Raw genomic sequence first — 14,894 nt, 5'->3', positions numbered from 1 at the left:
AGCAGTCTCCGATCAGAGTCCAGAGACCAGAAGCGATATGGTCACTCGCCAGAAATTCTCCGTCAGTCCGTCACCTGACCGCCGACCACGCTCCACCGCTAAGTCCGCGGCGGCGAGTACGATGTCTCCCGACGTGCTAAGAGCCAGTCCGAAGCCAGCAGCAAAGGTCTTTTCCGTCGCCCGGGTGTCGTTGGGCGAGAACGGGAGGCCGGTCTGCCTGTATCCGAAGCGGAGCGGCATCGCCTTCCCCCACAGCCGGGCTCGGGAAAGTTCGGTGCCTATACCAAATCCGTTCGAGTCCCTGGCCTGACCGACACTGCTGAGGGACTCTTGGGCACCCGACCAATCCGCAACCTTAAGGGACCCTGTGACCGTTAACCCTGTGCCCACCAGCGCACTCGCGCCCGCCCGATACTGAATGGGCAGCTTGTAGGTCTGGTCCGCACCTCGCGTCTCGTCCGTGGCCTCAGCGTGCAAATTCGTGGGCACCTGCACGCTCGCTGACACGCGTACGCCCTCAGTTACGTTCATTCCCGCCCCAAGCGTGAACGAGTGGCCCTTATACCCCCACTCACCCTGCTCAATGTAGTCGTCGACGTCGGTGGTTTCATCGCCCCCGTAGGTACGTGTCAGCGTACGAACAACCGAGCCGGCATATCGGCCAACAGTCAGTCCGACCGAATAGTCATCACCCAGCTTCCGAGAGAAGCCGAGATTCAGGTTGGAGATAGATCCATCCTGAACGAAATGGTCTTTCGTGGCGACGGATTCACCACCGAAGGGAACCTCACCTTCCGCGGTCCTCTGATAGTGCTGATCGAGGAACGACCCTATCTGAACGGACATCATCCCTTGGAAGAACGGATATGCGATGCCGAGCAGTGGAAAGCGATTGCCCTGCACTTTCCCGGTCACTCCATCTTCGGAGGCATAATCGACCCACGAGGGCTGAGCAGCCATGACACCGGTCGAAAACGTGAGGTAGCCGAGGGCCGCGGGGTCGGTAGGGAGGAATGATCCACCTCGGAGTCCAATGCCGAGATTTCCGAGAGCACGGGCTCGGCCGTCGAGCGCCTCGATGGGTAGGCCGAGGCCCGCGGCATTGAAGAGGGACTGTCCGGCGGCCGGTGTCCCCATCACGGCCAGTCCGGCCAGTGTCAGTAGCAGGCGCTTCATCATGGGAGTTCCACGGGCGGGCCGATCGTCAGCACAAGCCTCAGATACGGCTCACTCGCCGAGCCTGGGCCGTCGAACGAAGCGAAGGAGATCGAGAACGGCTCCAAGACAGACAGAAGGGCAAGCGTGCCCGTAGCTGGGTTTCCCTTCGAGTCCTCGCCGCGTAGCAGATCACGCGAAAACGTCGTGAACGGAATCTCGATGCTTACGCCTGGTGACGAGCCGAATGCGGCCGGCGGCACCGGGCGGCCAAATCGCTCCTCGATCAAGGAATTTCCGAGCGGCGATTTCGGCATCGCCGACCGATCGGTCACCGGCCTCACATCGAGACGAATCGAATCGGATGGCTGGAACGCCGCGTCGGTCATTCGGCTCGTTAGCACGAGCGCCGCGAAGCTGATTTCGACAGGAGTCAGCGTGTGGGGGCACGACACCACCGCGCAGAATTCAGCGTAGCCGTCGATGACCGACGGAATCGAGACATCCATGACCGTCCGCCACGAGGGAGCGCCACCGATCCGCACACCATCCGGCGGCGGCGTCGGATTGGGTGTGTAGATGAAAGTCATTTCACGTGTCGGGGCGGTCACCTGGATCAACGTGTCAGGCGCAGAACTCGGACGGGCATCGATCCGGAGAGCCATCCCGCGAATACGCAGCCGGGAACCCGGCTCGATGATATCGAGTCGCGCACCTGCGGTCAGATCGGTGGTGTCAGCCCACGCGGCAACCTGCAGCGAGTCGAGTTCGAACACTGCAGAATCCCCTGCCGCGGGGTCCCACACGGCAGTGCCGATCGCAGTCACAGGGCCGGCACCGGGCTCCGGCCAGGCGCGCTGGTCGTTGATCGTGTCGATCGCGTAGTCCCAACTGGTGGTCGTCGCGTCCCATTCGACCTGAGTCGCCCCAAGCGCAAGGGTCACTGGTGCGGCGTTCGTGCTCGCGATGGTGTCGAAATACGCCACTAGACGACCGCTCGGATACGTCAAGGTCGAGTCGGGCCGGCTGGCGCCTGTAGCGTCCACCGCGACTACGACCGACGGATACCTGCGGAACCGCACGAGCGTGCGGGCGTCGAGCGTGCCTTCGTACTGGTTCGCCAAGACACCGGAACCGAGATCCTCCGGCGAGCCGTACCCGCCGAACACTTCGAGATTTGAAGCGAAATCACTCCAGGGGACAGTGATTTCGACGGTCACCGGCTCGCCCGGCAGTGCCTGATCACCAATGGCGACCGGTAACTGCTCCTCACATCCCACGAGAAAAATCGGCCACAGCCCGAGGGCCGCCACCGTGAGTCCTACTCTGCGATGTTTCAAAAAAACCCTCAAGTACCTTGATTTCCTTTCGTTAGGCCCGCGCACAGCACTCATCACGTCGCGGCCCAGACCCGGGGGAGGCGGCCGGTCAAGCCGGTGAGCACCTCGTAACTGATCGTTCCTGCTGCTTTTGCCACATCGTCCACTGAAATGGACGCACCGCCCTGCTCACCGATGAGGGTCGCGACCGTGCCCTCCGCGACTCCTGGAATACCCGTGATGTTTACCACCGTGACGTCCATGGAGATCCGTCCAATGATCGGGACTCTTCGCCCATTTACAAGCGCAGCACCTCGATTCGACAATGACCTAGGTAATCCGTCCCCATATCCGATCGACAGGGTGGCCCATTGCTCGTCCACGTTTGCCACATACGTCGAGCCGTAACCGAGTTCCGTCCCGGTCAGAGCATCTCTGACATGGACGACCCTAGAGTGAACTGAAACTAACGGTTCCGGGCGTATCTGACCTTCTCCAACTGTCCCACCGTAGAGGAAGATCCCAGGACGGACGAGGCTCCCTGTGCGTGACAACCGACGGATTGAACCTGCACTGTTCAGCGCATGCACGAGAAAATGTGCCGGCAATGGGTCTGACTGTTCGAGCACGTCCTCAAGACGACTCCACTGCCGGTCGATCGAGCCCGCGTCTTCGTCGGCCGAGTGCAGGTGTGTGTAGCACCCCACCCAGCGGAGGCTGGGCCGTGCTCGAGACACCTCAGGCATCCACTCAGAAGAAGTCCGGAAGTCGAAACCACTTCGCCCCATTCCAGTATCGACGTCGAGGTGCCAGCCGATAGTCCTGTCCCTTGCAGCGGCCACACCGGCCGTATGCTCCAGTGCGCGCAGGCTGGAGATCGACAACTGGAGGTCGTGCTCGACCGCCACCGCGACATCATCTGCTGGAGCGGGACTGCACACCACTATGGGCCGAAGGACGCCAGCATGGCGGAGCTCGACTCCCTCCGAGATTGTCGCGACCCCGAATCCCCAAGGATCGAGCGGCTCCAGAACCTTCACGACACCAGATACGCCGAGTCCGTACGCGTCCGCCTTAACCATGGGGAGGACGCCCACCTCAGGCCCCACCGACTGAACGATGCGGTCGTAGTTGGCGCGTAGCGCGTCGGCTCGCAGCTGTACCCACGCGCGGGCCTTGGGATTCGTTGACATAGACCCTGAAAGATGCCAAAAACAGGGCTTTACGACGACCCCTCGGCTACACTTCCCAGTGGGTTCCGCTCCGCGACCGAGTCAAAAACAATGCACCACGAATTCCGACACCACTTCCCAGGACCGGGGGCCCTCGACCGGGCTCTCCGGCTCGTACGGTTTTTACGCGACGGTTGCCCGTGGGATGCCGAGCAGACAGCGGAGTCTCTGGTCCCCTGGCTTCTGGAAGAGACCCACGAGGTGGTGGACGCCATTCATAGGGGAAACGCGAGAGAACTCGAGGGGGAACTTGGAGATCTGCTCCTGAACCTTGCCTTTCAGATCGTTGTCGCCGAAGAAGCCGGCAACTTCAATGCAGGCTCGGTATACGCCCATCTGGAGCAGAAGATGATTGGGCGACACCCGGAGCTGTTTGGCGGAGGAACGAAGCGGTCCTGGGCGGAGTCAAAGGAGCAGGAACGAGCCGAAAGAGCTGCGCAAGGTGAGGAGGTCGAGGAAGGAGCCCTCGCTGGCCTGGCGCGAGGGGTTGATCCCCTTACGAAGGCCCACCAAATGCAGGAACGCGTCGCGAAGGTTGGGTTCGACTGGGAAGACCACAACGGGCCGGCGTCCAAGGTGTCCGAGGAACTGGACGAAGTGACAGAAGCGATCGCGGGTGGCGACCCCAACGCGGTCGAGGAGGAGGTGGGCGACCTCCTCTTCGCCGCGGTCAACTTGGCCCGAATGGCGGGCACACACCCAACCAACGCGCTGGCCCGGGCCAATCAGAAATTCGCGACCCGCTTCTCACGATTAGAACAGATTGCGGGATCCCGTGGCCTCGACATGAAGACGGCCGGACTCGAAGCGCTCGACGCAATCTGGAACGAAGTGAAGGCGGGCGAAGCCCGAGGGGGCAAGGGGTCCGAACTCCTCTGAAGGAGTGTCGGTCGAGGCCGTCAGTACCCAGCCCGCTTATCAACAACGTTATCCCATTTGAGCACGGGATGTCCCATCTGAAAGTGCTCCAGATTCTCTAGAATGAGGTCGCACTCCCGGGCCCAGAAACCGCGCGTCACTGCCGATACATGCGGTGTCACCACGACATCTGGGCGCGCCCAGAAGGGCGAATCGGACTGAAGAGGCTCCCGAGAAAAAACGTCGAGCCCTGCGCCTCGGATGTGGCCCGCTTCAAGTGAAAAGATCAACGCGTCCTCATCGACGAGTCCACCTCGGGCCACGTTGATGAGAACGCAGCCTCGCTTCATCTGCGCCAATGCCTTCGCGTCGATCATCCCTCGTGTTTCCGACGTGTCGGGAGCGCACACGACGATGGCGTCGCTCTCCCGACAGACGGTATCGAACCCGGATCTACCTGAAATCACCTCGATCCGGGAACCTAGCGTCCCACTTCCTGCGAGAGGCGTCAGGTCGCCCTCGCCTTCACACACAGGTGTGCGCTTCGCGGCGATCACCCGGGCACCGAGACTGGCGACCCTGCGAGCCACTTCGCGACCGATGCCACCGAACCCGATGATGCCGATCGTAGAGGCAGAGAGCTCCGTGAGTGGTGCCCCGGCTACGTAGTAGGCGTCCGTCGACCATTCACCGCGACGCTGACCGGCCGCGGCCAGGTCCAGACCTCGGCCGAAGTGAAGCAGCATAGCGAGGACAGTTTCGGCCATCGGAGGCGCGTGAATACCTGCGGAGTTGGTGAAGATGACCGAACTCGCCAGCATCGTGGGCGTCAGAGAACTGCCGACTCCGGCCGCACCGGAATGCACCCACCGAAGCTCAGGTGCCGCCTCGAGTAGGGCTGCCGGGATGCCATAGCCGAAATAGATCTCGGCATCACGGACGGCTTCGAGCACTACGGGCGAGACCCGCGTCGCGCCATCGCCGGACCCATCGGTCTCTTCTTCGAGAACCGTGAGCTTCCACTCAGGGCCTAGAGCCTCGCGGATCTGTTCCGGAACGGAGCTCGGCATGGCCCAGATGGGCCGCCGATCCATCATGTCGAGGACCGCATGGCGCATGGCGCCGACCTCCGCTCAAGCGATATACAGGAAACCGACTATGGGTACAGGCGGTTCATGAGGCGCGGGAAGGGAATCATCTCGCGGACGTGGTGTCGGCCGGTGATCCAGGCCACGGTGCGCTCGATGCCCAATCCGAATCCGGAGTGCGGGAACGTCCCATACCGGCGTAAGTCCAGGTACCAGGCGTAGGCATCCTCCGGGAGGTTCTCCTCTCGGATGCGGGCCTGCAGCCGGGAGAGATCGTCTTCACGCTGGCTGCCGCCGATGATTTCGCCGTAACCCTCGGGTGCGAGCATGTCATCGCACAGAACGGTCCTGGGGTCGTCCGGGTTTTCTTTCATGTAGAAGGCTTTCGCCTCCTTCGGATAATCGTAAACGAACATCGGCAGATCACGCCCTTCCATGAGAATTACCTCATCGGACGCCCCAAGATCCTTACCCCACTCCACATTTCCGCCGTTCGCGTTCAAGTAGTCGACAGCTTCGGTATAGCTCATCCGCGGGAATGACGGTGTGACCAGCTCGAGCTTGCTGGTATCACGTTCGAGGACCTTCAGCTCTTCTTTGCAGCGCTCGAGCGCCCGCTCAACGATGTAGGAGACGAACTCTTCCTGCAGCTTCATGTTGTCGTTCGAGTCGGCGAATGCGACTTCCGGCTCGACCATCCAGAACTCAGTGAGGTGGCGACGAGTCTTCGACTTCTCAGCTCGAAACGTCGGTCCGAACGCGTAGACGCGGCGAAAAGCCGGACAGGCCGCTTCGACGTACAACTGGCCTGTCTGGGCCATGTAGGCGGAGTCGCCGAAGTAATCCGTCTCGAACAGCGTACCGGCATGCTCGCCGATCGAGCCCGTCAGAATGGGCGTGTCGACACGAACGAAGTCACGATTGTAAAGAAAGTCGTGAATCGCCTGTTCGACCTCGGCGCGCACACGCAGGCCCGCGCGCTGAAGGGAAGATCTGAGCCAGAGATGGCGGTTGTCGAGTAGGAACTCAACTCCGTGCTCTTTGGGCTGGATCGGGTATTCGTCGGCCAGCGACAGCAGTTCGATTGCGGTAACACCCAGCTCGTAGCCCCCTGGCGCACGCGCGTCTTCCTTGACCTCACCGGTCAGGGCAACGAGCGACTCCTGGGTGAGCGACTGCTGAAGGTCCCACGTCCCGTCATCGACCTGACTCTTCAACAGAACGCCCTGGACTACGCCGGTCCCGTCACGGACCACCGTGAACGCGACCTTGCCGTGCCCCCGTGTGGCCTCGACCCATCCCTTGACCGTGACTTCCTCGCCGGCGTGATCTCCGAGCTGCTTGATCTCGACCATTCTGGTCCCTGAATCGTTGTTCAACTCATGCCCGAACGTACGGTACGTCCGGGCGCGGCAGGACAATGCAGGAATTCTCTTCGCGGGGGAACCACCCCGCCCTCATCGGACCTCGACTAGCCTACGCCATACATCGCGAGGCGATGGTGGTAGCGGCCGATGAGATGTGCCCGGATCGCAATGTTGTTCGCGTCAGTCAGCTCCGGATCGGCTTCAATAACATCCCTCGCCTGCCGCTGAGCCTCCGCGAGGAGATCCTCGTCCGCCAGCAGATCTGCGAATCGAAGGATCCCGTCACGTCCGTGCTGCTGACTCCCGAACAGATCACCCTGTCCCCTTATCCTCAGATCTGCGCGTGCGATTTCGAAGCCGTCGATGGTGTCCCGGAAGATCCGCAGTCGCTCAAGTGCATCCTCACCGGGCTCAGCAATCAGAATGCAGTGACTCTCTGCGGCACCACGCCCGACCCGTCCGCGTAACTGGTGCAGCTGAGAGAGGCCAAAGCGCTCCGCATGTTCGATGATCATCACGCTCGCGTTGGGCACATCGATGCCGACCTCAATCACGGTTGTCGCTACCAGAATGTCTAGGTCACCCGCCGCGAATGACCGCATCACCTGGTCTTTCTCAGCCGGAGGCAGCTGCCCGTGCAGAAGGCCCACCCGTGCTTCCGGGAATACCGTGGACTGGAGTCGCGCGTGCTCCTGCGTCGCCGAGAGCAGATCGACCTTCTCCGACTCATCCACGAGAGGATAGACGATGTAGGCCTGGCGCCCTGCGGCCACTTCATCCGAGACGAAGCCATGGACGGAGTCGCGTCGATCGGGCGCACGGAGATTGGTCTTGATCGGTGTACGACCGGGGGGCATCTCGTCGAGTATGCTGATATCGAGATCGCCATGCAGGGCCATGGCCAAGGATCGCGGAATGGGAGTGGCTGACATCACCAGAACGTCTGGCCGCATGTCAGATCGTTTTAGCAGTGCCATACGCTGCTTCACCCCAAAACGGTGTTGTTCATCAATCACCACCAGACCGAGAGATTGGTAGTCGACGGTGTCCTGAATCAGCGCGTGCGTGCCCACCACGACCCGAGCCTCTCCTGACTTGATGTCGATAAGCGCTTGTCGTCGCTCAGCCGCACCCAGGCTGCCGGTGAGTAGACAGACTTTGATACCGAGTGGCCCGACGAGTTCACCAATGCCGCGCGCGTGTTGCTCCGCGAGAATCTCGGTGGGGGCCATGAGCACCGCCTGTCTCTTGCCCTCCACCGCCAGCACCATGGCAAAGACTGCGACCGCGGTCTTCCCCGAACCGACGTCTCCCTGAAGCATGCGGTTCATTCGTCGATCCGACTGCATGTCCGAATAGATCTCTCGGAGCGCCCCCGTCTGGGCACCCGTCAGAGTGTACGGAAGGGCCTCGTGAAGAGGGCGAATCAGTTCGTTCGTGCGCTCGAATACGATGCCGGGCTCGAGTTGCGTGGCCGCTCTCCTGGCCTGCGCCTGCACGAGCTGCAGGAAGAAGAGTTCATCATACGCCAGCCGGCGGCGCCCGCGTTCAGCATCAAAGACGCTCTCCGGCGTGTGTAGCCACGTCATAGCCTGATGAAGCGTCGGCTGCTCGATTCGAGTGAGTGCTTCCGCGGACAGGTAGTCGTCGTCTCGAGACCACTCCAGTAGCGAGGGTAGGTTGTTCTCAAAGACCGACCGCAACACCCATTGAGGCAAGTCATCGGAAGCCGGGTAGGTCACAAAGACCGTGCCAGTTCCGGACTTCGGCGGTTCCCTTTCCGCCTCTCGCCCGCCTGAGTCGGGCGATGCCTTGCCCCCGCGCTCCAACACAGTGAACTCGCGCGGCTGTAGCTGGTGTCCGTGAAAGAATTTCACCTTTCCGCTCACCAGCAGGGTGTCCCCCTCACGGAGCTTTCGGTCCAGCCAGGGTTGCCCGGGCCAGGCCACGGTAATCATGCCGGTATCATCTTCGATGACAGCCTGAAAAATCCGCAGACCCCGTCGCGTGGGAATGATCCCCTTGCTGCGAATCCGGCCGATTGCCGTAACGTCCATGCCCACCTTCAGCTGACCGATCGGCTCGACCGTCGACGCATCGTCGTACCGGCGTGGGACATGGTAAAGGAGATCTCGAGCAGTCGAAATTCCGAGCCGACTAAACGCGTTGGCTCGTTTCGGGCCCACGCCCTTCAGGAACTGGATCAGACGATCGAGCTGCGAGTAGCTCAAGACCCGAATACACCTCCTACAAACGCGTCGACATCGAAGTCCTCGAGATCTTCGAGGCCCTCACCGGTGCCGACGAGCTTCACGGGGATCCCATACTCCTCCTGAAGCGCGACGACGATTCCGCCGCGAGATGAAGAGTCCATCTTGGACAGTATGATTCCGCTAACCGCCACGGACTTCGAAAACGCGTCGAGTTGGCGGACCGCGTTCTGGCCCACCGTGGCATCCAGCACCATGAGCGTTTCGTGCGGCGCACCTTCCACCTGACGTCGGACCACACGATCGATTTTGGTGAGCTCCTCCATCAAGCCCCGGTTCGTGTGGAGTCGACCCGCGGTGTCGATGATCACGATGTCGGTACCACGAGCAGAGGCCGCCTCAAGGGCATCGAATGCTACCGCGGCGGGGTCGCCACCTTGCTGACCGCGCAAGAAATCAGCCCCGATCCGTTCGGCCCATGACTCGAGCTGTGCCACCGCGCCCGCGCGGTACGTGTCCGCGGCTGCGACCATGACGCTTTGACCTTCACGCATCAAGTGATGGGCGAGCTTCGCCACGGACGTCGTCTTTCCGACACCGTTAACGCCAACCAGGACATAGACAGTGGGGCCCGTCACCGCCTTATGAAGCTCGACATCCCCGCCGTCTCGCAAGATCTCCGCGACCTCTTCGCGCAGAACGGTCGCTAACGCATCAATCCCTCGGGCTTTCCCTCGTCGAAGCGTATGCTCTGCACTGTCAGTCAGGCGCATTGTGGCTTTGACACCGAAGTCGGCTCCGAGCAGCAACTCTTCGAGTTGTTCGAGGGAGGTCGAGTCCATTCCACCCGCTGCCACCCGGACATCTGTGAGCGCGAAGTCCACGACCCGCTTCCAAAGTCCTTTCTTGCGCTCCGGCTTCTTCTTGAAGAGACGTGCCATGCTCCAATCCTCCCCTGCTATCGCAGGCCGCTGCGACGACGCACGACCCACTCACCACAGAGAAGGATGATCACCAGCAGGTAGGGCCACGGCGTGGTCCGAAGCGGACGCCCGAGACCATCGTCACTACCGAGCGCCGAGGCTGTCCGGACCGATGCCCCGGGCTCGACAGGAGCGGGAAGCATCTCGGATGTCACGGGAGATACGTCGAAGCGACCCGCTGCCAAGGTATCTCCGGACGGACCCGTCACTTCATAGGTATAGACGTCAGGGGCCAGCACGCCGGTCGACAGCGTGCTCTCCGATACCACAGTGGTATCGACGACGACACTGTCGCCCTGCAACACCCGGATTCGTGAGATCGTCGTATCGCCCGGGAGACTCCACTCGACAGGCTCGCCGCGCCCGATCACCCAGTCACGGGGCCGGGCCTCGGACGCTGCGACCCGCTGATCACTCAGAAGCCATCCGGCCAAGCCGGACCAGAGACGGCGGTACGGCTCCCGCCCATTCTCACGCATGGCCCAGCGCCAGGTGCCAGATGCCAAAGCGATCGCAACACGGCCCTCGGGACCTTCGATGAGCTGGAACGCACTTTGTGGTGACCCGGCGCCACGGAGCTGAAGCTGAAGCGGCGGTTCCCGCATCCCAACCTCCGGAACGAGTACGTCACTCAGTGGCGGAAGTCCGCCCAGCGCCACTCCCGCCAGCGCTCCCGCAATCGGAGAAGTCGGAATGTCTGGGGATGCGTACCACTCGCCCTCGCGCAGTTCGACTGCGGGCAGCCCGGCGAGACCTGCTCCTGCCGCATCGGCTGGCAGCACGAGTCGACGTCCGGGGCTCCTCAGCAGTGCCGCGACCCACGGATCCGCATCCTCCCCGAGCCCGTGGACGACCAGAATCACGGCATCGGTCGCCGCCCGCTGCACGGACACAGAATCTGCGGGAGCTCCTCGATCGGAGGCACCCCCGAGACGGACATATCGATCGGGGCCGGCCCTCAGGTACCCGGCGGCGGAAAGGCCCGTGACCTCAGCGAGAACCGGTAGCAGATAACGGGGCTCCCAGTCGGGGCGAAGTGACAGCAGCACGAGTGCACCCGCCTCATGGCCGATGTTCGCATAGGAAACGCCGGCCTGATCATCGGAAAAGGCATCAGCAGGCCCCTGAATCGCAGCCGTGTAGCGTACCAGGCCAGCCTCGGTCGCGGTGGGAAGATCAACCATCACAGTTGCCCGGTATCCGGCGGATGGAGCAGGAACTGTCACCGTGGCCACCTGCTGATCTTCCTCAAAGACGGCCACGTTGATCGAGTCTCCGAACATCCCACCGAAGACCTCCAACTCCGCGACGGGAATCCCGTCAGGCTGCAGCACATCCCGGACCAGGAAGCGCCCGATGCCGGCATTATCCACCACACCTCCAAAAGACTCGAAGGTCACGTTGACGGGCAGCTCAGCAACGGCGGATCGAATCGCCACAGCATCGGCGAATCTCATGTCGGAAAGGATCCGAACTTCACGCGCCCCTCCTTCAGCGGCCGCCACCAGGGCCGGCGCAAGAAGGCTCGAAAGCCTGTCCGGAGTGCCTGCCTCGTCAACCACCGGCGTGAGATCCGACCCACCAAAGCGCATCACACGCCAGCCATCGAGCGCAAGTTCTGCCGCTCGCTGCTCGGCGCCGGACCACGCAGATGCTCCCGACTCGGCGACGGTCGACATACTGCGCGACGCATCGAGAAGTACCCAACGGCCGGACGCGCCACCTGGAGCCGCCGAGGGCAAACGAGGATCGAAGAGAAGTGCCAGAATCGTCACCAGCACAATCGATCGAACTACCGCAAGCCGTCGCGCTCCCTCGACGGAAAGTTCGACTCGCAGATAGATCCAGAAGGCGAACGCCATCAGCGCGGCGGCGAGGCCCAAAAACAGCAGAAAGCGGATCACGGAGAGTCCGGCTCGAATCGATAGGAGGTGCCGACGCGCACAACGTCGGGGGAACTGCCCGACAAGGCTACCTCTGTCCCCCTCCGGAAGGCTGATCCGGCGCATCACTGGGAGCCACATCTTCTACGAATGTCCGCACCGGACCCGCGCGCGGTATTGTCTTGAGCAGTGCCACGCGTCGGTTCTTCGCGGATCTCCAGCGGACCATGTCATCGGAGGGGACAGGATCACCGGCTGGTAGATCGACCGATAACGGATCGAACTGACGTCCGTTCTGGAGCATCTCGTAGTGAAGGTGTGGACCACTGGCGAGTCCAGTCATACCGACGTAGCCAATGATGTCACTCTGTCGAACGCGGGTCCCCACGTACACACCGTTCTTGAACGCCCTCAGGTGGGCGTATCGCGTCACCCATCCGTTCGGGTGCCGGATCTCGACCGTGTTCCCAAAGCTGCCCTTTGGCGCTCGGTGGATCACGACACCGTCAGACGTCGCCATGATTTCTGTGCCCGCATCGGCCGCATAGTCGATCCCGCGGTGCGCGCGAATCGTGTTGAGGACCGGATGCCGTCGTGAGTTGGTGAAACGGCCAGAAATCCGACGATAAGCGAGCGGCTTCAGGAGGAACGCCCTGCGGACGGACTCCCCCTCCAGGTCGAAGTACGATCCCTCACCGTCACCGTTCGGGTCGAAATATACAGCGTGGTAGGGCGTGCCCGCATTCTGGAACTCGGCGGCAAGCAGTCGCCCGGCACGCATCGAACCGTCAGGGCGAACTTCACGCTCGAAGGCGAAGCGGTACGTGTCGCCGACGCGGAGTTGCCGAGAAAAGTCGATCGACCACTGGAAGACTCGATCCAGGTGGTCGATCAGGTCGTTGCGGTCGGCGTAGTCGACCTGGTTGAGCACGGGATTGTCGACGACCGCGCTCCAGAGGCTCCCCTGGCCATCGATCTCACCACGTGCAAAAAGCGTGTCGATATAGACCGGCGTCTGAATCAAATCAGAGTGCCAGCCAGCGATATCGCGGTCGAGACGCACGGTACGATCGGGGCTGAGCGCCACATCGATGCCGCGGATGTCCGTTTCGTCTGTCAGGTATCGCAGCGTGATCTCTGTGCGTTCCCGCATACGTCTGGGGTCGGCATGCTCCTGAAACGCGAGCAAAAGATTCGCTTGCTCATTCGCGCTAAGCTCTCGGTTGAGAAGTCCACCGAAGGTCTGCCCGGCGCCGAGTGTAAAGATCTCCACACGCTCAGCCGGCTGCGCATACACGACGCTGAGACGCCCCACCTCGGGCGCCTGTCTGCCGCATGCCGAAAGGGCGAACGCCAGAATTGCGAACGCTCCTATCTGCACCATGTGCTGTGAACTTCGATCCCTCATGCGCTCCTCAGTTCCTGTGTGCTCACCAGAGGGCACAACTACCCGGCGAACGTCTCCGCCGGGCAGTCGAACGCCCTATGGTAAAGAACCGGTACTAGGGAACCGGTCAATCCATCTGGCGACGAATAAACGTCGGAATGTCCAAACCATCGATCTGCGCCCGAGACACCTTCCTCTCGGGGAACCTGCTGAGAGGGAGAACGGACTCGCCCCCACCACCACCCACGGCCATCCGAACCTCGGGCAGTTCCGCCTGCACAAAGATCGGCGGTGGCTCGAGCGCCGGCTGGTCAACCGGCTCCATGGTCTGGGCCGACTGCACCGGCTCGACCGGAACCGGAGTCCGTGGACGGGTACGGCCGAAGTTGCCCTGGATCACCTTGTCATCGTCGTCTTCCGAATCGAATCCGGTCGCGATCACCGTCACGCGAATTTTTTCTTCCAGATCCGGGTCGTGAACGGCGCCAAAGATAATTTCGGCTTCGTCCCCCGCCTCTTCCTGAATAATGGAAGAGATCTCCGTAACCTCGTCAATGGCGAGGTCCATGCCCCCGGTAATGTTGATCAGAACGCCTTTTGCGCCCGCAATCGACACGTTGTCGAGGAGCGGAGAGGAGATCGCTTCCTGGGCAGCTTCCTGCGCCCGGTTGTCGCCTTCGCCGAAGCCTGAGCCCATGAGGGCAGGACCTCGCACAGACATGATGGTGCGAACATCCGCGAAGTCGACGTTCACTTCACCAGTCACGCGAATGAGGTCCGAAATACCCTGCGTCGCATGCAGGAGAACTTCGTCAGCCTTCTTGAGGGCACTCGCGAAGGACGTCCCCTTCGGAACCACCGCGAGCAGCCGATCGTTCGGCACCAGGATCATAGTGTCGACCGCGCGACGAAGCTCGGCCAAGCCCTGCATGGCTTGACGCTCGCGCTTCTTCCCCTCGAAGGAGAAGGGCTTGGTAACAACACCGATGGTCAACGCACCCATGTCACGAGCGATTTCCGCGACGAGAGGTGCTGCCCCTGTACCTGTACCACCCCCCATCCCAGCCGTAATGAAGACCAGGTCAGCGCCCTCGAGCGCTCGTCGGACTTCTTGCTCGCTCTCGGCAAGCGCCTGCCGGCCTACTTCCGGACGAGCGCCAGCACCGAGCCCGCGCGTCAGCTTCTTGCCGATCTGCAGGGTGATCTGCGCCTGCGAACTCTTGAGTGCCTGGCCGTCGGTGTTCATCGAAATGAACTCGACGCCCTCAAGTTCCTCGTCGATCATGCGATTGACGGCGTTTCCGCCGGCTCCCCCGACGCCCACGACTTTCATCCGGGCGTTCGCGATGGGGCTCTCTTCGAATTCGAAGATCATCATTTACTCTCCTCCCTAGCGGAGATTATTAGAACTT

General features: G+C 61.9%; 11 protein-coding genes. 1 reads left to right on the top strand and 10 read right to left on the bottom strand.

Features of this window, described 5'->3' with window-relative positions; translation table 11 throughout:
* Positions 1 to 12: 12 nt before the first annotated feature.
* Genes OSA81_09575 through alr form a run of 3 tightly spaced genes read right to left on the bottom strand, consistent with a single transcriptional unit; the run spans position 13 to position 3,667 of the window.
* Entirely contained in the window at positions 13 to 1,179 is a 1,167-nt protein-coding gene (locus tag OSA81_09575) for a hypothetical protein (GenBank protein MDE0899255.1), read from the bottom strand.
* The gene (locus OSA81_09570; protein ID MDE0899254.1) at positions 1,176 to 2,495 is read right to left on the bottom strand and encodes a hypothetical protein; all 1,320 of its coding nucleotides are present in this window, start codon (positions 2,493 to 2,495) and stop codon (positions 1,176 to 1,178) included. The genes OSA81_09575 and OSA81_09570 overlap by 4 nt, the downstream gene beginning before the upstream one ends.
* Positions 2,496 to 2,548: 53 nt before the next feature.
* A complete protein-coding gene (gene alr, locus OSA81_09565; GenBank protein MDE0899253.1) occupies positions 2,549 to 3,667 on the bottom strand; it encodes an alanine racemase in 1,119 nt (372 codons plus the stop codon).
* Positions 3,668 to 3,757: 90 nt separating this feature from the next.
* Here alr and mazG point away from each other — a divergent pair, with 90 nt between their 5' ends.
* Positions 3,758 to 4,585 (top strand): nucleoside triphosphate pyrophosphohydrolase, encoded by an 828-nt coding sequence (gene mazG / locus OSA81_09560; protein MDE0899252.1) that lies wholly within the window; start codon positions 3,758 to 3,760, stop codon positions 4,583 to 4,585.
* Positions 4,586 to 4,605: 20 nt separating this feature from the next.
* Here mazG and OSA81_09555 read toward each other — a convergent pair whose 3' ends face one another.
* From OSA81_09555 to ftsZ, 7 genes are all read right to left on the bottom strand, one after another.
* Entirely contained in the window at positions 4,606 to 5,682 is a 1,077-nt protein-coding gene (locus OSA81_09555; protein MDE0899251.1) for a D-2-hydroxyacid dehydrogenase, read from the bottom strand.
* Positions 5,683 to 5,720: 38 nt separating this feature from the next.
* The gene (asnS, locus tag OSA81_09550) at positions 5,721 to 7,073 is read right to left on the bottom strand and encodes an asparagine--tRNA ligase (protein ID MDE0899250.1); all 1,353 of its coding nucleotides are present in this window, start codon (positions 7,071 to 7,073) and stop codon (positions 5,721 to 5,723) included.
* A 50-nt stretch (positions 7,074 to 7,123) separates the two neighbouring features.
* On the bottom strand, positions 7,124 to 9,250 hold the full coding sequence (recG, locus tag OSA81_09545; protein ID MDE0899249.1) for an ATP-dependent DNA helicase RecG: 2,127 nt from the start codon (positions 9,248 to 9,250) through the stop codon (positions 7,124 to 7,126).
* Complete coding sequence (ftsY, locus tag OSA81_09540; GenBank protein MDE0899248.1) at positions 9,247 to 10,170, bottom strand: signal recognition particle-docking protein FtsY; 924 nt, start codon at positions 10,168 to 10,170, stop codon at positions 9,247 to 9,249. The genes recG and ftsY overlap by 4 nt, the downstream gene beginning before the upstream one ends.
* 17 nt (positions 10,171 to 10,187) lie before the next feature.
* Positions 10,188 to 12,116: a hypothetical protein gene (locus tag OSA81_09535; GenBank protein ID MDE0899247.1), complete on the bottom strand. Its 1,929-nt coding sequence runs from the start codon at positions 12,114 to 12,116 to the stop codon at positions 10,188 to 10,190.
* Positions 12,117 to 12,183: 67 nt separating this feature from the next.
* On the bottom strand, positions 12,184 to 13,503 hold the full coding sequence (locus OSA81_09530) for a M23 family metallopeptidase (protein ID MDE0899246.1): 1,320 nt from the start codon (positions 13,501 to 13,503) through the stop codon (positions 12,184 to 12,186).
* A 106-nt stretch (positions 13,504 to 13,609) separates the two neighbouring features.
* Positions 13,610 to 14,860 carry a cell division protein FtsZ gene (gene ftsZ / locus OSA81_09525; GenBank protein ID MDE0899245.1) on the bottom strand — a complete coding sequence of 417 codons (1,251 nt, stop codon included), beginning with the start codon at positions 14,858 to 14,860 and terminating at the stop codon, positions 13,610 to 13,612.
* Positions 14,861 to 14,894 lie beyond the last annotated feature (34 nt).

The organism is Longimicrobiales bacterium (genome assembly GCA_028823235.1).
Taxonomy (GTDB): domain Bacteria; phylum Gemmatimonadota; class Gemmatimonadetes; order Longimicrobiales; family Gaopeijiaceae; genus UBA2589.
This window is presented reverse-complemented; position numbering and strand designations above follow the sequence as displayed.

Bases quoted from the DNA above. Each gene is read 5' to 3' on its own strand.
- OSA81_09575 (MDE0899255.1), bottom strand. From the start codon at position 1,179: ATGATGAAGCGCCTGCTACTGACACTGGCCGGACTGGCCGTGATGGGG.
- alr (MDE0899253.1), bottom strand. From the start codon at position 3,667: ATGTCAACGAATCCCAAGGCCCGCGCGTGGGTACAGCTGCGAGCCGAC.
- mazG (MDE0899252.1), top strand. From the start codon at position 3,758: ATGCACCACGAATTCCGACACCACTTCCCAGGACCGGGGGCCCTCGAC.
- OSA81_09555 (MDE0899251.1), bottom strand. From the start codon at position 5,682: ATGCGCCATGCGGTCCTCGACATGATGGATCGGCGGCCCATCTGGGCC.
- ftsY (MDE0899248.1), bottom strand. From the start codon at position 10,170: ATGGCACGTCTCTTCAAGAAGAAGCCGGAGCGCAAGAAAGGACTTTGG.
- OSA81_09530 (MDE0899246.1), bottom strand. From the start codon at position 13,503: ATGAGGGATCGAAGTTCACAGCACATGGTGCAGATAGGAGCGTTCGCA.
- ftsZ (MDE0899245.1), bottom strand. From the start codon at position 14,860: ATGATGATCTTCGAATTCGAAGAGAGCCCCATCGCGAACGCCCGGATG.